Genomic DNA, 17,336 nt, shown 5'->3' with positions numbered 1-17,336 from the left:
TGTATGCACCTGAGTACCAGCGACAACCTTGTCTATTCTATTGCTGAGCAACTTACGGAGCTTGAGTGTATTGAACGTTGAGAGACGTGACCTGAGTGAGCAATGGACTTTCTGGCTATGACTTCTGGCTATGACTCCTGGCACAACCCTGAAAAGATAGTATCTGGTACCATACAGCTACGTACCATACCTCAAATACAAAGATCTATGTTGATCTATGTTGGCAATTAACAGCATGTTTTGATTCAACGTTTTGACTCAACATACTGTTATTCAGTAGAGCAGTAAAGAGGATATAAAACAGTTCAGGGAGTATTAGCAGGTTCTGCCTACAGTGTTTATAGAAGACCTATACTCTACATTCTATGCTAAAGAAAAATATCCGGAAAATTGCGGTAAAAGTTCTAAATTTCTAGTGATGACTGACTGGATATTGAATGAAGATGTGATGAAGTTCGGAGGTGGGAAACGATCGAGTATTCCTAATGGTTTGTTAAGAATTTTTTGAGGGATAAAATATGAAATTCCTTTAAAAATAATCAGCCTAACTCAATTTCTATTTGTCAGTTTTCCGTGGACGAATCACTAGAAAGCAAAATTCAGAATTCGATCGCATCCTTCATTCCTAATTCAGGAAATTTGCAGTTTACAGCTTATTAGACCCAAGATTTGATGGACTGTCATCATGAATTCCAGAATTCCAGGAACCCATCCTTCTAGCACCACAGGCTTCTGGCCATACATCCTTGTAGCAACGTAGATCAAGATGGGGGCTCAACTAGCAGAGGATCACAGTGGCAGAAGAGGATTGAGTTAGCAGGAAATCATTAGGGGCGATTTGTCAAGGAGATTCGATTAAACGCCCTTTCCGATTACAATGTAAGCTTCTTGCAATCTTTCTTAATTTCGCTCAGAGCGTCGCTATGTCCCCAGATTTGCAGACCGAGTTGGAACAAGCTGTCAACCGTCGTCGTAATTTTGCGATTATTTCCCACCCGGACGCAGGCAAAACAACGTTAACGGAAAAGCTGTTGCTGTACGGAGGTGCAATTCACGAGGCAGGGGCTGTGAAAGCTCGCAAAGAACAGCGCCATGCCACCTCCGACTGGATGGAAATGGAAAAGCAACGGGGGATCTCTATTACCTCCACGGTGCTGCAATTCGACTACCACAATTACTACATCAATCTGCTGGATACCCCTGGACACCAAGACTTCAGCGAAGATACCTATCGCACCTTGGCCGCAGCGGATAATGCAGTGATGTTGATCGATGCTGCGAAAGGCTTGGAGCCTCAGACGCGCAAGTTGTTTGAGGTCTGCAAGATGCGATCGCTGCCGATTTTTACCTTTGTGAACAAGCTCGATCGACCAGGGCGGGGGCCACTGGAGCTGCTGGACGAAATTGAGAAAGAGTTGGGGATGCAAACCTATGCCGTCAATTGGCCGATTGGTGGGGGCGATCGCTTTAAGGGAGTCTTCGATCGACGTAAGCGCCAGATTCACCTATTTGAACGGAGTCTCCACAACAAGCGTGTCGCCAAGGACACGATTCTGGAGCTAGATGATCCCAAACTGGAAGAATTATTAGAGCCTGATCTCTACGCGCAGTTCAGTGATGAGCTGGAACTCTTGGATGAGCTGGGTGGAGAATTGGATCCGGAAGCAGTGCATATTGGCCAGATGACGCCAGTCTTCTTCGGCAGTGCAATGACTAACTTTGGGGTGGAACTATTCCTCGAGTCCTTTTTAGACTATGCCCTCAAGCCCGGTGCCCATGAAAGCACCCAAGGCGAAATTTCTCCGACCTATCCGGAATTTTCCGGGTTCGTCTTCAAATTACAAGCCAACATGGATCCCAAACACCGAGATCGGGTGGCTTTTGTGCGGGTTTGCTCCGGTAAGTTCGAAAAAGACATGACTGTCAGCCATGCCCGATCGGGAAAAAGTGTACGACTCTCCCGCCCCCAAAAGCTGTTTGCCCAGGATCGGGAGGTCATTGAAGAAGCCTATCCCGGTGACATTATTGGCTTGAACAATCCTGGCGTTTTTGCGATCGGAGACACGATTTATCTAGGCCAACGGTTGGAATACGAGGGCATTCCCTGCTTTTCTCCAGAACTGTTTGCCTTCTTACGCAATCCTAACCCCTCTAAATTTAAGCAATTCCGCAAAGGAGTTTCTGAACTGCGGGAAGAGGGTGCTGTCCAGATTATGTATTCCGCCGATGAGTCTAAGCGAGATCCCATTTTGGCGGCGGTGGGTCAGCTCCAAATGGAGGTTGTCCAATTTCGGCTACAAAATGAGTATGGCGTAGAAACCCAGCTTGATTGGTTGCCCTATACTGTCGCCCGCTGGGTTGATGGGGGCTGGGATGCCTTAAAAGCCGCAGGCCGTCTCTTCAATACCCTCACGGTAAAAGATAGTTGGGAACGCCCGGTTTTACTGTTTCGCAACGAGTGGAACTGTCAACAACTGGAAGGAGATCACCCTGAACTCCAGTTGAGTCGTGTTGCGCCCGTGGTGTCTGGGAAGGAACCCATGGCGATTTAGCGTCAATTAAATATCGCTCGGATCCAATATGGATCTTTGAGATTTACGTCATCCCATTTAGCTCCTTTGGGTATCCTAAAAGGGCAAGTGATGGGGGCGCATGACCATGGCTGAAACATCGATCACACAATGCTTAGAAGCAGGATTCTCTGCCCTCAAGGAGAAAAACTATCCCCAGGCGATCGCATTCCTAGAGCAGGTTATCCAGGCTCCTGACTCCCAGACACAACCAGCCTTGCCGGAATGCATCAAGGCCCAAATGGGTTTAGTCACTGCTTATAGTCAAATGGGGGATCCCGAGCGGGCGATCGGTCTCGCCCAAAGGTTGTTACAGCAAGACAATCCCAAAGTTCAACAGTGGGCTGAGCGGCAATTGATGGAGTTGGAACCTCCATCAGCTGCGCCCTTGAGCAAGTTATCGAACCCAATATTCCCAGATCAAAAGAGTCAGGACGCAGGTTTTGTCCCCTTAGACAAGCCTCCCACTGCCCCTGGAGAAACCCGCCGGCGTATCCCATTCTCTGCTGGAGAGACTCCGGAAGAATTGCCATCACAGCTTAGCCAGCCATCTCCACCAAGCTCTAGAGGCATTTCTGAAAGTTTAGCGCCCATTGATGCAGAACAAGCCCTAGTTGATCCTCCAATGGCAACAGCATTGCCACCAACCTCTGCCCAGGAATCCAAAACTCCGTGGCATTCAGGGGATTGGGGAGAGGCAACTCATCGGGAAAGGTCAACGAAATGGTCTACTTTGCCTCCGAGATCGCAGTTACCGCTAACCTTGGCGCAGATCAGTGTACCGATCGCCCTCATTGTCATTCCTTTGCTACTCTTTACAACCCAATATGTCTTAGATGTTCTACGAGTTAGTTTTGCTACCCGGATTTTACGGTGGAGCCAAACTCTACCCAGTTGGGAATTTCCAGCTTGGTGGATTCTTCCATCATTAGTAATTTGCTATTTTGCGTCCCCGTGGTTTTTAGATTGGATCCTGCGTCAGTTTTATGGCTTAAAGCAACTATCTACAGGCACCCTGGCGCAATATAGTCCCGAGAGTCATCGACTGCTTCAACGCAGTTGCCAACAGCAGAAAATGCCGATTCCCACCCTCGGAATCCTACAGATCTCGTTTCCTCTGGTAATGAGCTATGGTTTTTCCGCTAAAAACGCTCGCATTGTGGTGAGTCAAGGCTGTCTCGATCGATTAGAAGACGCAGAGATTGCCACTCTCTATGCGGCTGAGATGGGGCACATTGTTCACAAAACCTTTGCACCTTTATCCTGGGTTACAACGGTGATCCAGATCCCCCACCTAATGTATTGGCAAGCTGCAAACCTGGGAGACAGGTTGTTGCGGCAGGCAGACAAAGTGACGGGCCAAAAGGCTTGGCTGGGTGGGTTAACACGCATTCCTGCCTATGCTTTAGGGATAATCTCTGCCTTGGCGTATAGCCTATTTTGGGTCTTCCGCTGGGCAGGATTGAAGTTGAGCCGCGATCGCATCGCCTACAGCGATCGCATTGCTTGCAACCTGACGGGGAATCCCAACGGTTTGGCCCGAGCCTTGGTCAAATTGGCAATGGGTACAGCAGAAGCTGTCAGCCAACAGGGGGCCGTGGATCCCATACTCGAAGGGTTTGAACTATTGCAACCCTTGAGTTATCGATCGACCCTTTCCCTAGGGAGCGCTTTACAGCATTTCTCTCCTACCCAGTTGTTTGCCTGGGAAACTAGTCATCCTTTGCGCAGTTGGCTCAGCCTCAATCAACCCAGCACTTTGCTGGCCGATCGCCTGAGCACCCTAATGACCTATGCCCAAACCTGGAACCTGCAACCGGAGTTTACCCTTCCAAATCTATTGCAGTCCCGATCAACGGTCACCCCTCAGACCCGCACCTCTGGGCACCGTCCAGCCAGTCTTTTTAGGGTAGCGGCTCCCTTCTGGTGTGGGTTAGGAGGCTACCTATTAGCTGGGCTGGCTTGGGTTCTGGGGTGGTTAGCCTTCCAAACGGGCCAGTATCGTCTGACTTGGCTGGGTAGTGACTATGGATTATTTATGGGATTGCCCTTACTCGGGTTTGGGCTGGGCACCATTTGGCGATTTAACCAGTTCTTTCCTGAAATTCCCCTTTCTCTCCTCCGCAGTGGACAACCCAGCCAACAGGGGCAAAGAGAGGATGAAAACTTGAGCGAATTGGCTGAATTTCTGCAAAACCCCTCGCTGGATCCCCTACAGCCCTATCGAATCAAACTGGAAGGTCAATTGCTAGGTCGCCGAGGGATCAGCAATTGGCTAGGACAGGATTTGTGGTTACAGACTGCTCTAGGCATCTTGCGATTGCACTACATGTCCCAATTAGGGCCGATCGGTAATTGGCTACGATATCAGCATCGACCCAGCGATCAAATTGGTCAATCTGTCACCGTAGTTGGCTGGCTACGGCGGGGGGCAACCCCTTGGCTGGATATGGAACTCTTGCGTAGTCCGATCGGACGCAATTATGGTGGCCATCCCGTTTGGTCTACGATCATTGCCATACTCGCAATTGTTGCAGGTCTATACTTCTTGCTGTAACTTGCTGGCAATCTCCAAGTCGTTGGCCTCGGGATCAATCCTCCCGCAGATTTGTAACAAACAGTTGCAGCTTTGCCGAATAACATGTTACATTTCTTAACAAGGAGACTGAACGTTCTACATACAGGTTAAGCCTCCATCGTTTTTGGGATCTGCCCAGTGGGATTGGCCCAGCGCGATCGGGTTTTCTTGAATGGTCTCGGTATCAGATATTTCTCCTCCCAACACAGCAAGCTTCGCCAGCCATGATATGGCTGGCTTTTTACTGCGATGGCGATCGCCATCCCTCATACTCATAGATCTGTTCATTAAACAGATTGGCTAGTCAGTTAGCAGATTTAGGAGAAATCTGTGAAATCACCTAGCTCTGAAGAAACCAGCATGCTACTTTATTGAATGGTTGATTTTTCAGTTAAAGTGAGGTCGTCTCTCGCCGTTGTTGCTGGCATTGTATCGAGCGGCATTGTATCGAGGTGTCAATGCACACCAAGACAAGACTTTCGGGTCTTGTTCTCTCTTCTTGATCAGGCATGGGAAAAGAGCATCCAAAAAATTTGCAGGTTCAGTCTGAAAAAAGAAGAGGTCTTGGTAAGGTGGATAGAGAAAAGATGTCATGATGGTGGATGGGGTTTAGGTCGTTTGCAAGCCAGTTGAGGAATGGTACAAAGCCGGATGTTGTTTCGCTGAGGGTAACAATCCAACCCGCCTTCTAGAGTCCTCGCCTGAAACGCCCACAGTTATGAAACAGTTTTTCCTTTCAAAATTCTGAGTCTGGAGGTCTTTTCCAATGTCTGTTCGTCTGTATGTTGGCAATCTGCCTGAGGATGTAACTCGTCAAGATCTAGAAGCGGTGTTTGCTGAAGCGGGAGTTTCCGCGAAATTGATCACCGATCGCAAAACTGGGAAGTGCCGGGGTTTTGGTTTTGTTACCGTCAAAACCGATGAAGAAGCTGATCAATTCATTGAGAAGTTCAATGGAGTCTCAGTGAAGGACAACGCCATCAAGATTGAAAAGGCTCTGCCTCGCTCCAAGGGCGATGATGCCGCAGAAGGATCGGCTCCTGCAGCTCCGGCCTCCAATAACCGCCGCAACAAGGGTGGCAACAACAAGGGCGGCAACAATCGTCGAGTCGCGAGTACATCAGATTCTGAAGGATTCCAGCCCGATCCGCGTTGGGCTAGCGACCTAGAGAAGCTGAAGCAACTGCTTGCAGCCCAAACGACGGGGTCATAGGTTAGAAGCGATCGTTTCAACCAGAGTTGCACCCAGGATTTTGACCAGAGCGGGGTAAAACCACTGGTCAAAATCCTGGTGAATCTATTGTGTAATTTCTAGGCTATTTAGACTAGGTTTAAACCGATAGATTGAGCGATAGGGACACATTGTATAGATAAATTGATCAATGTTCCCTGTGTTAAGAGACCTGTGAATTTTGCTTAAATAGATGGGTGGAGCTGATGCTTCACCCTTTCTTATTAGCCCGCTGCTAATAAGAAACCATTGACTACAGGTCTAATTGTTAATTAACTGACCATCCGTGATTGATGACCTATCAGTAATTAAATAACTGTCAGTGGTTAAATAACTGTTAGTGATTCAATAACTGTCTAACTGGTTAACGGTCGAATTGGTTAACGATCAAATTAGCCAGCTATCAAATTAGCAATTGTGCAAATTATCCTCAAAGTTGCTCAAGAGGTGGAATGATGACAATCAAAAAAGGGGCCATGGTCAAGGCCATTCGCGAAAAGCTAGAAAATAGTGTAGAAGCTCAGGCTAGCGATCGCCGCTTTCCACCCTATTTATTTGAAACCCCTGGGGAAGTGTTAGATATTCGTGGCGATTATGCATTTATCAAGTTTGGCATCGTGCCAACTCCGAATATTTGGTTAAGGATTGATCAACTAGAAGCCTTCTCTGGTTAGAACTTGCTAGACTGCGGGTAAAGCTTCCTTCCGTTGCTCTTCTCAGAAGGAGCTTGGAAGGAGGATTTTTATGCTATCTAGTCGAGTGATAGGTTGCCCGCAGTTTCGCGTTTCAGTCATTGGGGCTGGCAATGTTGGCAGTGCCCTGGCCCAGCGTCTGGCGGAAAAAAACCTTGCGGATGTTGTTTTATTAGATGTTGTGCCTGGTCGGCCCCAAGGGTTAGCGCTAGATTTAATGGAAGCGCGGGGTGTGGAGCGGCACAACCGCCGGATTACCGGAACTAACGATTATGCTGATACGACTGGATCAGACATCGTTGTTGTGACAGCAGGCGTAGCTCGCAAACCTGGCATGAGCCGGGATGACCTGCTGCTCACCAATGCGCAAATTGTGCAAAAAGTGGTGCAAAACGCGATCGCCCATTCCCCCAATGCAGTCATCATCATGGTTACGAATCCCCTTGATGTGATGACCTATCTAGCATGGCAGGAGAGTGATTTGCCGCCCGATCGGGTCATGGGAATGGCCGGGGTTTTAGATGCGTCCCGATTCCAAACTTTCGTTGCTATGGAATTAGGGGTTTCGGTAGCCGAAATCCATGCCACTGTTTTGGGTGGGCATGGGGACTTAATGGTACCGCTGCCCCGATATACAACCGTCAGTGGCATTCCCATCACGGAGTTAATGGACGAAGACGCGATCGCTCGACTCATCGATCGCACCCGCAATGGCGGCGCAGAAATTGTTCAGCTAATGCAAACGGGCAGTGCCTTTTATGCCCCTGCTTCTTCGGCGGCGCTGATGGTGGAAGCCGTGCTGTATAACCAAGCGCGCCTATTACCCGCAGCAGTTTATCTCAACGGAGAATATGGATTAAAAGATATTTTCTTGGGGGTTCCCTGTCGATTGGGGTGTCGAGGTGTGGATCAAGTAGTTGAACTTAAGCTGACGGCCCATGAGCATGAGCAACTGTTGTCTTCTGCCCGATCGGTTCGCCAAAGCATCGATGTACTGACCGATTTGCTCAAAACGCAGCCATCTAAGAATTAAGGCAGTCTCCTGTCTAGCTGAATTGCAATTTGTCTTTCTGTGCTGAACCTGGGTGAAGCCACAACTTTCTCTGGAAACAACTCTATAGGTTGCCCGGTGGAGCTTCTCAAATTTCTTCCATCTTTTTTCCAAACCCTCTAGCAATCTTTCAACAACCTATGTTAAATTTATTTAGGTAAGGCTCAGTAGCTCAGTGGTTAGAGCAGGGGACTCATAAGCCCAAGGCCGCAGGTTCAAATCCCGCCTGAGCCATTAAGTAGACATAGTTCTATTTTTTAGTGACGTTTAGACCCTCCCTAGAGAACTCTCTAGGGAGGGTCTAAAATTCTGGAATTTCGATAATTTTGGCCGCTTGGGCGTAGTGCTTCCAGATTGTCTCTGGACTGTTGCCTACTAGTTTGGCTACGTCGGTAACGGTCATCCCTGCTTGAATTGCGAGGGTGATGAAGGTGTGCCGGGTATGGGATGGCGGCAAGTAACGGTCGATTTGGCGGGATTGGGCGAGGGGTTTGACGATGCCCTCCCAGTGACGATGCAGGAAGTTTGACCCGTCGATATGACTACCCAGGGGACTGGGGAACACCCACTGAGGATTGAGGCCGCGTTGAAATTTCAGGATGGATTCAACGGGTTCGGTTAGGGGGAATGTGCGTTCTTCCCAGGTTTTGAGGGGGGCAACTTGTTTGGAGCCGCTAGCGATCGCCACCTTGAACCAGATACGATCGCGGCCTACGTGTTCCCATTGCAGGGCGCGCGCTTCTTCTTGCCTGCACCCGGTTTTGAATAGGAAGCGAACGAAGGCCGCATAGAACGGGTCGCGGTCTTGAAAGGCTTGGATAATGATGTCTCTATCGACTGCGCTAAATGCCTCACGGCGGTTGTAGGCGGTTTTGCGGATGGTTCCGACTAAGGTTTCCCAGGGGTTGCTGGGGACGGTTCCTTGCTTCTGCGCCCAACGATAGGCCGCGTTCTGGTCTTGAACAAATCGCCTAACGGTTTCTGCTGAGTATTTTTTGAGAAGCCAGTCTATGACCTCGGAGGGCGTTTCTAGGTAGGGGGGCAGGCGTTCTATGACTTTACCCCAGCGCTTGTATTCTTGGTTGATGGTATTGGGGTGTAGGAAGGTCTTTTTGAATTCGGTGTAGGCCGCCCATACGCGGGTCATCTGGGGGATTAGCAATCGTTTTGGCATTTCGGCATTAGGAAGTAGGCGATCGGCATGGTGCGATCGCCGTTAACAGGAAGGGGAAATTGGTACGGCGTTACTATCGGCGTAGTTCCGGCGTAGTTCCGGCGTTACTATCGGCGTAGTTCCGGCGTAGCGGCGGCGTAAGGCCGATGCCTATAGGCCGGAACACCGCCACTCTTTTTTTGCCGCGTCTTTGAACTCGCCAATGCCGATCGCTCCGAGGCTGGCTAGGATGTTTCGGATTTCGTCGGTTTTCATGGCGTAGTGTTTTCCCCAGTTGGAACGGAGACTCTCAACTTTTACCCAGCCCTGGGAGTCTGCCAGGTTGGCCCCACGGCCTTGGATGTAATAGAGCAAGGCCAGACCGATTTCCCCTGCCACTTCGGAGACGCGCTTTTCTAGGCTGGATTCTGGGAGGGATTGCGGTGCGGGAATGCCCATGATTTCCATGAGCGCCTGGTGTTGACCCTGGAAATCTAAATCCAGTGTGGCCATGGTGAGTTGGTGCTGATTGAGTAAACCATGGTCGAATTCGCGTTCCTTGAGGCTTTCCGCTAAATCGTAGCGACGGCCTTGTTTGCGCCAGCGGGGCAATTCATAGGCGGCAATGCCAAAGCAACAGATGGGCACGGAGAGGAATAGGAACTGGAGCAAGGGGGGAAGGATACGGGCGATCGACAAACCTAGAATCCAGGTGAGCCAACCGGAGACAAACGCGATCGCCCAGCGTTGCCCGTGGGTTAGGTTGCTTAGGCCAGAATTAACCATCCGATTAAGACTCCTGTGATGAAGACGACTAGGCCGCCGATCGCGGTGGCGAGTGTGGTATCTGCTTCCCATCCGACGTGATGATCGACCACGTTCCCGGCAATGAGGGCAAAACAGATGGTGATGACCAGGAGCGTGAGCACGATGACGGCTCCCAGTCCGAGGGCGGGAATTGCTCTAGCCATTAACCCTAAGAAAGAGCTAATGGCTAGACCCAACCCCGCATAGGTGCCAAGTCTAGCCATTCGTATCATGATTTAGTTGCCTCCATTAACCCCAGCGTTGGTTGACTTGGTGGTACGTGGCTTGCAACTCTTGAACCCGTACCTGTGCTTCGTTGGCGGCGGCTCCGAGGGTGTAGCCCATTTTGGCGTAGGCAGGGGTTAGGCCATGCAAGACGGTAGCTTTGGCCACGTCTGCGCCTTTTTTGCCTGCGGTGACTTTGGCGACGGTGGTTTGGTAGCCACGGAATGCAGTGTGATCGGAACGATCGGCGTTTTCGATTTTGCTTAGGGATTGGTAGGCTTTGCGGTTGAGCTTGGCTTGGGCGGTGCGTTGGGCGGCTTGGACTCGGAGGCCATCTACTTCCTGTTTGGAGAAGTTGCGATGACGCTGTTCGACTTGATTGGTGCGGATTTCGCTATTATCTCCAGGGTTCCAAGGTGTGATTCCTTTAGTGTTCATCACATCGTTGGGAGTCATGCCACGCTGAGACATTTGTTTTCCAAGTACAGACATTGTTGAACCTCTATTTGCAAAAGATGATGCAGTTGGTGGGAACGATTTTTTCCCGTTCGATAATCACCGGCTTTTCGTTGGTGATGACCTGGGGTGCGGGTTTGGAGAAGGCCGCTAGACAGGCGACGATCGACAGGAATGCAAACCCGAACGCGCAAAGATACCCCGTGTAGACGGAGCTTTTTAGGTCTTTGAGGTATTGCTCTGGAACGGTGACGTAGTTCTGATAGCCGATGCGGGTGATGGGGAATTGGCCCATCATGCTGATTTGCTGGGGTTCCTCCGCAAAGATGTCGATCCGTGGCATCCTTGCGGGGTCGGGCAATTTGAACTTCTGGGGGGAACGAATGAGTTTCATTTAGTTCCCCCGAAGAATTGAATTCATAATAGAAATGCCTCCAATAGTTTTGACTGAGTGTTGGAGGTCATGGTGGGAGAGTGTCAGCGCTCTGCCCACCACAACTAGATAAAAATCGCTTCAACGCCTGGGTTAATGCTCAGGCGTTTTTGTTGCAGCCGAAAAAGCTTCGATAAGTTCCTCATAACTGCAACCCAAAACCTCTCGAACTTTCCTGAATTCTTCAGGAGTCCAGCGAGGGATTTGGCCTGCTTCCCACTTAGTGACAGTGGAAACAGATTTTCCCAATCGTTGAGCGAACTCTTGCTGAGTTAATCCAACACGTTTACGCAAGCCCATAGGACTCAACTTTTGATCGTTGACTTCCTCCATTATACTGTAATCTGTTACTAGTAACAGATGAGTAGTAATAGATTACAACTCATCTGGAGTGAACACCCTTCCTAGTGCTCTGGCCTGCCACGACTAGCACTGGAAGGCTGTTTCTATTCTCTAGTGCTGGGGTAACTCCGGTCTGCTCATGTGTGGTGCTGATGGGCGTTCCCCCTCGCTGGGAATCACCAAGCCAGTCACTTACACAGATGTAGGTGGATTTCACTGGCTTACTCAACCACCGTCGATCGGCGCTGTCTAATCTGTCCCTATATGTCTGGGCAGTGTCGATCGTCTTTTCCCTAGGAGACATATGAAGAGCCTTACCTACTACAGCAGCAATCGCAAGGATGAAGAAGCGCTGCAATCCTTGGAACAAAGCTTTGGGGCAAGCCTGGAACATCTACCCTCATCAGACTTGATTCGACTAATCCTCTCAGCCCTAGGACGCTACCAATTCAGGCGGGGACTAGTGCAGATACCGCCCAGCAAGTCTTTAGGAGAACTCCTTACTTTAGGAAAACTCCTTGATGACTTATCCCTGGATGGCCTGCTAACTGTCGTCCAGACAGCGATCGACCAATTAAAAAGCGATCGCCCGGAGTAGAGCGATCGCCATTTCTAGGAGATATGCCCATGAAACTGCCCATGAACATGCTCAGCACAGATGAGCAGATGCAGCGTCTAGACAACCGCCTGGAGCAAATTGAATTTGAGATTAAGCAGCTCATCGCCAATCAGCAAGCGGCTTACATCATCCTTCAGGAGAATCTGCAGCGGCTGGATTTAATGATGGAAAAGCTAGACCTTGCCCCCCAAGCAAAAATCGAGATCCCGAATTATCGCAGCGTCCTTGTGCCTCAAGCCATCCTTGAGCAATTAAAAAGCGATCGCCCGGAGTAGAGCGATCGCCATTTCCCTCTAAAAAGCGTATGCAAACTGAACTATTCCCGGTAGACGACTATACCGATGTTGCCCACGACATGACCGAGCGATCGACCAAACACAAGGCCAGATTTCGCTCTACTCGTACCCATCAGCTTTTCAAGAATCAAAAGACCGGATATGTCGATTGGATGCCGGTGCACCCGAACGGGGGATTTATCGAATCAAACAAAATTGTCTATTCCCTTGAACACTTGAGGAGTCTGGGATTCGAGCCGATTGCCGAATCTACCTACCTGGGAAGTCCCGATCGCGATTGGTTCTACCCAACTAAAAAGCGATCGCCAGCTAAGTAATTAGGAGATGTAAATAATGGCCCTTGCTGATTTCTTGGCCCAATTATACGGGCCTCATCTAGAGAATGCCCAACAATCCCAGCTTTTAGAAGTCCTGTGCTGTTGCTCCATAGAGATTGATAGCCGTCACTCAGTCGAGCGATTAGGGACAAACGGCGATCTGGTTTGTGCAGCCCTAGAAAATGCCAGCGATGAAGAAATCCTCACGGCGGTTTTGGCCGTTGCTGGTAGGCTCCGGTGCCCCAAAACCACGATCGCCACGCTCTAGCCAAGTTCCCATCATCAGTGTGTGTATCCCACGCCTAGAGCGCTGCAACCTGCTCTAGGCGCTTTTCTTGGAAAACTTTAGCTATGTAGAAACCATGCCACGAAACTCAAATAACAGCCATCCACCGGAGGATGCAGGCTCAATCTTGGATCACCTCGATAAGTTAGAGCCTAGCAAGGGCGGCAAATACTTCTGTCCCGTTTGCGGCGGCAACGATCTGGGCATAGCCACCAAGGGAAAAGACGCCGGGGCGGCAAAGTGTTGGACGGGCGGCTGTAGCTGGAAATCCATCATGGATGTGATAGCTCCCCTCCCCCCGAGGAACAGCAGCGGCGCAAACGGAGCCGCCCCGCGCCGCAAGACCAACGCCTTCAAAACTAAGACCCAGAAGGACAAAGACGCTATCGAAGCAGAGATTAAGATTGACGGCAAAGTAACAGAACTCATCTATGCCGTTGAATCTGAGGCAACAACCCCCGCCGCCGCCCAAGTCTCTCTAGCCGCATGGTGCAAAGAGCACGGCTACAACGGGTTTACAGCAAGCCAGCTTCTAAAGGAGAAACTCAATGCCCTGAAGGCCGCTACAGGCTACGACGATGATGAGATGTCTCCCCACATGATGAGGGACTACAAGAAAATCGTTAGCCAGTTTGGGGATAGATTCCGATACAACCAACTCTTTAAGCAGGTAGAGCTAGATGGGGATTACTTTGACCCCGCAACTTCAAAGATCGAGCTAATCGTTACCCACAAAATGAAGCTCAAGGGGGGGAGAGATGATATCGGTGATTGTGTGATGAAAATCGCACGGGAAAACCAGTTTCACCCCGTCCAAGAGTACCTCCACGACTGCTATAGGCGGTATGGCCACACCTCAGACCACCTGAAAGGATTTGCCGATCGTGCCTTGGGAACCCGCGACCCCATTCATCAAACCTGTGTCGTCAAGTTCCTCATTGCCGCCGTTGCCCGTGCATTTGAGCCAGGATGCCAGGTAGACACCGCCCTGATTCTCCAGGGTAAGCAAGGGGCGGGGAAGTCTAGCTTCTTTCGGGTTCTGGCCTCCCCAGAGTGGTTTGACGATTCGTTCGGGAACGCCTCAGACAAGGATGAACGGCTGAAAGTGCATAGCGCTTGGATTTTGGAATGGGCAGAACTAGAAACCATCTTCAAGCGGAAGGATATGAGCGCGGTTAAGGCATTCATGACCACCAAAATCGATAGAATCCGCCCCCCCTATGGCCGTTCCGTTGAGTTCATGCCCCGATCGTCAGTCTTCTGTGGCACCACCAACCAGACCGAGTTCCTATCCGATACAACCGGGAACCGACGTTTCTGGGTTGTCCCAGTGGCCAAGGCGATCGACTGGAAGGCACTGGAGGCAGAACGAGATCGCGTTTGGGCGGCGGCGGTAACCCTCTATAAATCAGGGGTTCAGTGGTGGCTGACCCCAGAGGAAGAACAGGCCATGACCGAACACCGGAGAACCTATGAGTCTACCGATGTCTGGGAAGACGAGATCGCCGATTGGTTGGAGGGTAGAGAGCGCTGTAGTGTGCAGGAAATCCTTACCACCGTTCTAGGTATCGAATTACACCAGCAAAACAAGAAAGAACAGCTACGGGTAAGGGACATCCTAACCCGCCTAAACTGGCTCCAGGTGCAGAATCCAGTACTTTATCAAGGCAAGCGAATCAGGATATGGCACCCCGAAAAATAGTTTTACCCCCAAAATCACTGTGTCACTGTGCTGAAACGCTTGAAAGCTGCTCTACACAAAGATTTCAGCGCGGCACAGTGAAAGCACACTGCCTTTTTTTCACTGTGCCACTGTGTCAGTATGCAGCCCAATTTTCCAGCACAGTGACACACTAAAGCACAGTGATTTTTTTCTCACTGTGCCGCTGGAATCGCTTTCCCTGCAAGGCTTTCAGCCGTTTCAGCACACTGACACACGAAAAATCGCCCAAAAGTGGTTTTTAGGGGGGGGTGTAATACTAATTTCGTCGAATCGCTTTTCCTGTAAGGCTTTCAGCCGTTTTCAAGTCGAAAAAAGTGGAGAAAATGACCTATGCCAATGGACAGAACCCTTTATCCACGGGACTGGGACACGATCGCCCGATCAATCAAAGATGCTTGTGATTGGGCGTGCCAAGACTGTGGCCGCCCGTGCCGCCGCCCTGGGGAGAGTGACATGGAACTGTGCGATCGCATTACTGAGCACTTCCCCCAGTGGGAAGACGATTTAGCCGTGACGATCGACGATCCGGAACAGGGACCGACCGACGTTCTCAAGCTTGGGCGGTTCACGCTCACGGTGGCGCACTTGAACCACATCCCCCAGGATTGCCGCCCTGAGAATCTGAGGGCGTTATGTGCCCCGTGCCATTGCCGCATGGATGCCAAGGCCATGCGCACCAAAAAACGGCTCAAAGCTGAGAGATTGGGGCAGATGAAATTACCCTTGGCCTAAAATTGGACTACATCACTTTTCGGTGATGCTTGAAACCCTAATGTCCTCGAACACATTTCAGGCAAGTCGCCCCCTCAAAAGGGCGATTTTTCGTGGGAATTCTGCTTACTGGGCAGGCACTAGGCCATCATTGAAAGGCAAAATTTTGGAAATTTCTATGTGTATTTTGGTGGCTCTATCCTTGCTGCTCACTTACTTCATCCTGCGAGATTTATGGGCTGGCTGAATCCGGGAACCATAAAAAAGCCCTCACCGAGTAGGCGAGGGTTTGGAACACAATCTAATGAGTAAAGCCATGCCGTTAGGAATCAGAATCGGCTTCATTATCGGGCTGGCAAAAAGTTCGTATGGTTGGAGCTATTACATCGTAGAAGGCAACCCACCCAACAGCCAAAGTGAGGAATTTTGGGCTGATGATACCAAGGTTCAGCCATTACCTATTCCACAGCAAGCCACAAAATCACCCGTAACGCAGACACCATAAGGGGAATAGGGCACAATAGGGGTGTTCGTTCCTAGGAGTGCCCTAGTGTAATTTAGCACCCCTAGAAAGTATGTCAGCCTCCCTAGAGCAAGTATTTGGGCCTGGAACAACCCAGGATGCAACATCAATCACCATTCCAAAGGCTAATTTTGTATCCTTCGGTTTAACTCCGTCTGCGACGAACAACCCCCAAGCCCTGTTTTTCTGCATTGTTCGATTCGGCTCGGCCTATCTGACAGAATCCCGTAGAGCCGACGATCGAGCAATTCAACCGATAACAATTACGTTGGCTGGCCGTGATGCGCTTGAGGATGTGTCCGGTACTCAAGAGTACGTAGCCCGAAGCGTTTACACAATCATTCAGTACAAGCCCGTTGTACTACCCGATCAGAGCGTCTCATACATGGACGTATAAGCCATGACTGGGGGGGTACCTAAGCGAGGCTTTGAAGGGCAGTGGCTCACGTACAGTAACGGGGATTCCGGTTACGCTGAAAGTTTGTGCGCCCTAAATCCAGAAATTCTGGATAACATCGGCTCTGGGCTGGTTCGAGACTGGGCGCAGATCTGTGAATTCCCCGCCGAATGCCCCTACATCCCCCCCCTCACTCAATTCGAGATCCAATACGCTGGGAACTTTTCTGGCAAAGATAACAATCCCACATCTCAATGGATACCCTATAGAGTCCCGGCTGAGACTGCAAACCCAAAGTTCTTTCGATATATCGGGTACGGCACCCCGATCGGGCTCTATCAAAAAAAGGAAACCGCAGACACTAGGCAGCTAGTCGTCAGGATCGATTTTGGCTATGGCTCAATCCTGGATATAAACCTCTTCTCTAGTGGCGATGATGGAATAAATTACAGAGTTGACTATTACGAAGTCAATTTAATTCTGGATGGGAAACCCACCCCGATGGAAATTGGGAATGGGCCTGATGAGGGATTCTTACCCGTCTGCGGCAATCCCTATACCCCGTCTGGGCGGCTGACTAATAGGGAATGGCTAGAGCGCGTACTACCAGCCTTACTCAGCCCCCTCGCTAATAAGCTGCTCAGCCCTTTTCTTCCGAGAATTCCATTGAAGGGGTTACTGCCTAGCCCTTTTAAATCCCCGACCCCAGGCATCCCGACTAAGCCCAAACCCCGGATCGTCCCCTTCAAGCGTCCGGGAACCCCACCCCCTACGCCTCAAAGAACTCCAGGGAAACCCCCGCCCAATCTGCCACAGCCACGGCCACCCAAACAACCACGACAGCCCAATCTGCCACGGCCCCCCAAGCAACCACGGCAACCACAACCCCAGAAACGGCCACCCCCCGGCCAGAAGCGCCCCAACCC

General features: G+C 50.4%; 20 protein-coding genes and 1 tRNA gene. 14 read left to right on the top strand and 7 right to left on the bottom strand.

Features of this window, described 5'->3' with window-relative positions:
* Positions 1-923 precede the first annotated feature (923 nt).
* Together prfC and ACN4EG_RS16720 are read left to right on the top strand one after the other, a co-directional pair.
* On the top strand, positions 924-2,552 hold the full coding sequence (gene prfC / locus ACN4EG_RS16725) for a peptide chain release factor 3 (RefSeq protein ID WP_431631104.1): 1,629 nt from the start codon (positions 924-926) through the stop codon (positions 2,550-2,552).
* A 106-nt stretch (positions 2,553-2,658) separates the two neighbouring features.
* Positions 2,659-5,127 carry a M48 family metalloprotease gene (locus ACN4EG_RS16720; RefSeq protein ID WP_431631103.1) on the top strand — a complete coding sequence of 823 codons (2,469 nt, stop codon included), beginning with the start codon at positions 2,659-2,661 and terminating at the stop codon, positions 5,125-5,127.
* Between the two features lie 117 nt (positions 5,128-5,244).
* Here the strand turns inward: ACN4EG_RS16720 and ACN4EG_RS16715 are convergent, their stop codons facing one another.
* Positions 5,245-5,424, bottom strand: coding sequence for a hypothetical protein (locus ACN4EG_RS16715; protein WP_431631101.1), 180 nt, complete (start codon positions 5,422-5,424; stop codon positions 5,245-5,247).
* Positions 5,425-5,914: 490 nt separating this feature from the next.
* Here ACN4EG_RS16715 and ACN4EG_RS16710 point away from each other — a divergent pair, with 490 nt between their 5' ends.
* From ACN4EG_RS16710 to ACN4EG_RS16695, 4 genes are all read left to right on the top strand, one after another.
* Positions 5,915-6,361: an RNA recognition motif domain-containing protein gene (locus tag ACN4EG_RS16710; protein WP_431631100.1), complete on the top strand. Its 447-nt coding sequence runs from the start codon at positions 5,915-5,917 to the stop codon at positions 6,359-6,361.
* Between the two features lie 473 nt (positions 6,362-6,834).
* Positions 6,835-7,053 (top strand): NAD(P)H-quinone oxidoreductase subunit O, encoded by a 219-nt coding sequence (ndhO, locus tag ACN4EG_RS16705; protein WP_431631098.1) that lies wholly within the window; start codon positions 6,835-6,837, stop codon positions 7,051-7,053.
* Positions 7,054-7,123: 70 nt separating this feature from the next.
* Complete coding sequence (mdh, locus tag ACN4EG_RS16700) at positions 7,124-8,104, top strand: malate dehydrogenase (protein WP_431631096.1); 981 nt, start codon at positions 7,124-7,126, stop codon at positions 8,102-8,104.
* 179 nt (positions 8,105-8,283) lie between these two features.
* Positions 8,284-8,356 (top strand) — tRNA-Met (locus tag ACN4EG_RS16695).
* Between the two features lie 67 nt (positions 8,357-8,423).
* Here the strand turns inward: ACN4EG_RS16695 and ACN4EG_RS16690 are convergent.
* The 6 genes from ACN4EG_RS16690 to ACN4EG_RS16665 all read right to left on the bottom strand — a co-directional run bounded on the left by ACN4EG_RS16690 (position 8,424) and on the right by ACN4EG_RS16665 (position 11,529).
* The gene (locus tag ACN4EG_RS16690; protein WP_431631095.1) at positions 8,424-9,269 is read right to left on the bottom strand and encodes a tyrosine-type recombinase/integrase; all 846 of its coding nucleotides are present in this window, start codon (positions 9,267-9,269) and stop codon (positions 8,424-8,426) included.
* A gap of 177 nt (positions 9,270-9,446) precedes the next feature.
* Positions 9,447-10,061 (bottom strand): hypothetical protein, encoded by a 615-nt coding sequence (locus ACN4EG_RS16685; protein ID WP_431631093.1) that lies wholly within the window; start codon positions 10,059-10,061, stop codon positions 9,447-9,449.
* Positions 10,043-10,306 carry a hypothetical protein gene (locus ACN4EG_RS16680; protein WP_431631091.1) on the bottom strand — a complete coding sequence of 88 codons (264 nt, stop codon included), beginning with the start codon at positions 10,304-10,306 and terminating at the stop codon, positions 10,043-10,045. Before ACN4EG_RS16680 ends, ACN4EG_RS16685 begins: the two co-directional genes overlap by 19 nt.
* Positions 10,307-10,331: 25 nt before the next feature.
* The gene (locus ACN4EG_RS16675; protein ID WP_431631090.1) at positions 10,332-10,799 is read right to left on the bottom strand and encodes a hypothetical protein; all 468 of its coding nucleotides are present in this window, start codon (positions 10,797-10,799) and stop codon (positions 10,332-10,334) included.
* Positions 10,800-10,809: 10 nt separating this feature from the next.
* Positions 10,810-11,106: a hypothetical protein gene (locus tag ACN4EG_RS16670; protein WP_431631089.1), complete on the bottom strand. Its 297-nt coding sequence runs from the start codon at positions 11,104-11,106 to the stop codon at positions 10,810-10,812.
* 183 nt (positions 11,107-11,289) lie between these two features.
* Entirely contained in the window at positions 11,290-11,529 is a 240-nt protein-coding gene (locus ACN4EG_RS16665; protein WP_431631088.1) for a helix-turn-helix domain-containing protein, read from the bottom strand.
* Between the two features lie 313 nt (positions 11,530-11,842).
* On the opposite strand from ACN4EG_RS16665, the gene ACN4EG_RS16660 reads away from it, so the two are divergent.
* The 8 genes from ACN4EG_RS16660 (at position 11,843) to ACN4EG_RS16625 (ending at position 16,410) form a co-directional block, all read left to right on the top strand.
* A complete protein-coding gene (locus tag ACN4EG_RS16660; RefSeq protein ID WP_431631086.1) occupies positions 11,843-12,136 on the top strand; it encodes a hypothetical protein in 294 nt (97 codons plus the stop codon).
* A 29-nt stretch (positions 12,137-12,165) separates the two neighbouring features.
* The gene (locus ACN4EG_RS16655) at positions 12,166-12,432 is read left to right on the top strand and encodes a hypothetical protein (RefSeq protein ID WP_431631085.1); all 267 of its coding nucleotides are present in this window, start codon (positions 12,166-12,168) and stop codon (positions 12,430-12,432) included.
* 29 nt (positions 12,433-12,461) lie between these two features.
* On the top strand, positions 12,462-12,770 hold the full coding sequence (locus ACN4EG_RS16650) for a hypothetical protein (protein WP_431631083.1): 309 nt from the start codon (positions 12,462-12,464) through the stop codon (positions 12,768-12,770).
* 16 nt (positions 12,771-12,786) lie between these two features.
* Positions 12,787-13,038 carry a hypothetical protein gene (locus ACN4EG_RS16645; RefSeq protein WP_431631081.1) on the top strand — a complete coding sequence of 84 codons (252 nt, stop codon included), beginning with the start codon at positions 12,787-12,789 and terminating at the stop codon, positions 13,036-13,038.
* A 94-nt stretch (positions 13,039-13,132) separates the two neighbouring features.
* Complete coding sequence (locus ACN4EG_RS16640; protein WP_431631079.1) at positions 13,133-14,758, top strand: virulence-associated E family protein; 1,626 nt, start codon at positions 13,133-13,135, stop codon at positions 14,756-14,758.
* Positions 14,759-15,109: 351 nt separating this feature from the next.
* On the top strand, positions 15,110-15,511 hold the full coding sequence (locus tag ACN4EG_RS16635; protein WP_431631077.1) for an HNH endonuclease: 402 nt from the start codon (positions 15,110-15,112) through the stop codon (positions 15,509-15,511).
* A gap of 295 nt (positions 15,512-15,806) precedes the next feature.
* Positions 15,807-15,995, top strand: coding sequence for a hypothetical protein (locus tag ACN4EG_RS16630; RefSeq protein WP_431631076.1), 189 nt, complete (start codon positions 15,807-15,809; stop codon positions 15,993-15,995).
* A gap of 70 nt (positions 15,996-16,065) precedes the next feature.
* Positions 16,066-16,410: a hypothetical protein gene (locus ACN4EG_RS16625; protein ID WP_431631075.1), complete on the top strand. Its 345-nt coding sequence runs from the start codon at positions 16,066-16,068 to the stop codon at positions 16,408-16,410.
* The last annotated feature ends 926 nt before the right edge of the window (positions 16,411-17,336 follow it).

Origin of the sequence: Alkalinema pantanalense CENA528, from assembly GCF_050753345.1 — a bacterium.
Lineage (GTDB): Bacteria > Cyanobacteriota > Cyanobacteriia > Leptolyngbyales > Leptolyngbyaceae > Alkalinema > Alkalinema pantanalense.
Note: the sequence above shows the minus strand (reverse complement) of the source record. Positions and strands in the feature narration are given on the sequence as shown.

Excerpts from the sequence above, each read along its gene's own strand:
- prfC (WP_431631104.1), top strand. The coding sequence starts at position 924 with ATGTCCCCAGATTTGCAGACCGAGTTGGAACAAGCTGTCAACCGTCGT.
- ACN4EG_RS16720 (WP_431631103.1), top strand. The coding sequence starts at position 2,659 with ATGGCTGAAACATCGATCACACAATGCTTAGAAGCAGGATTCTCTGCC.
- ACN4EG_RS16715 (WP_431631101.1), bottom strand. The coding sequence starts at position 5,424 with ATGAGTATGAGGGATGGCGATCGCCATCGCAGTAAAAAGCCAGCCATA.
- ACN4EG_RS16710 (WP_431631100.1), top strand. The coding sequence starts at position 5,915 with ATGTCTGTTCGTCTGTATGTTGGCAATCTGCCTGAGGATGTAACTCGT.
- ndhO (WP_431631098.1), top strand. The coding sequence starts at position 6,835 with ATGACAATCAAAAAAGGGGCCATGGTCAAGGCCATTCGCGAAAAGCTA.
- mdh (WP_431631096.1), top strand. The coding sequence starts at position 7,124 with ATGCTATCTAGTCGAGTGATAGGTTGCCCGCAGTTTCGCGTTTCAGTC.
- ACN4EG_RS16690 (WP_431631095.1), bottom strand. The coding sequence starts at position 9,269 with ATGACCCGCGTATGGGCGGCCTACACCGAATTCAAAAAGACCTTCCTA.
- ACN4EG_RS16685 (WP_431631093.1), bottom strand. The coding sequence starts at position 10,061 with ATGGTTAATTCTGGCCTAAGCAACCTAACCCACGGGCAACGCTGGGCG.
- ACN4EG_RS16680 (WP_431631091.1), bottom strand. The coding sequence starts at position 10,306 with ATGGCTAGACTTGGCACCTATGCGGGGTTGGGTCTAGCCATTAGCTCT.
- ACN4EG_RS16675 (WP_431631090.1), bottom strand. The coding sequence starts at position 10,799 with ATGTCTGTACTTGGAAAACAAATGTCTCAGCGTGGCATGACTCCCAAC.
- ACN4EG_RS16670 (WP_431631089.1), bottom strand. The coding sequence starts at position 11,106 with ATGCCACGGATCGACATCTTTGCGGAGGAACCCCAGCAAATCAGCATG.
- ACN4EG_RS16665 (WP_431631088.1), bottom strand. The coding sequence starts at position 11,529 with ATGGAGGAAGTCAACGATCAAAAGTTGAGTCCTATGGGCTTGCGTAAA.
- ACN4EG_RS16660 (WP_431631086.1), top strand. The coding sequence starts at position 11,843 with ATGAAGAGCCTTACCTACTACAGCAGCAATCGCAAGGATGAAGAAGCG.
- ACN4EG_RS16655 (WP_431631085.1), top strand. The coding sequence starts at position 12,166 with ATGAAACTGCCCATGAACATGCTCAGCACAGATGAGCAGATGCAGCGT.
- ACN4EG_RS16650 (WP_431631083.1), top strand. The coding sequence starts at position 12,462 with ATGCAAACTGAACTATTCCCGGTAGACGACTATACCGATGTTGCCCAC.
- ACN4EG_RS16645 (WP_431631081.1), top strand. The coding sequence starts at position 12,787 with ATGGCCCTTGCTGATTTCTTGGCCCAATTATACGGGCCTCATCTAGAG.
- ACN4EG_RS16640 (WP_431631079.1), top strand. The coding sequence starts at position 13,133 with ATGCCACGAAACTCAAATAACAGCCATCCACCGGAGGATGCAGGCTCA.
- ACN4EG_RS16635 (WP_431631077.1), top strand. The coding sequence starts at position 15,110 with ATGCCAATGGACAGAACCCTTTATCCACGGGACTGGGACACGATCGCC.
- ACN4EG_RS16630 (WP_431631076.1), top strand. The coding sequence starts at position 15,807 with ATGCCGTTAGGAATCAGAATCGGCTTCATTATCGGGCTGGCAAAAAGT.
- ACN4EG_RS16625 (WP_431631075.1), top strand. The coding sequence starts at position 16,066 with ATGTCAGCCTCCCTAGAGCAAGTATTTGGGCCTGGAACAACCCAGGAT.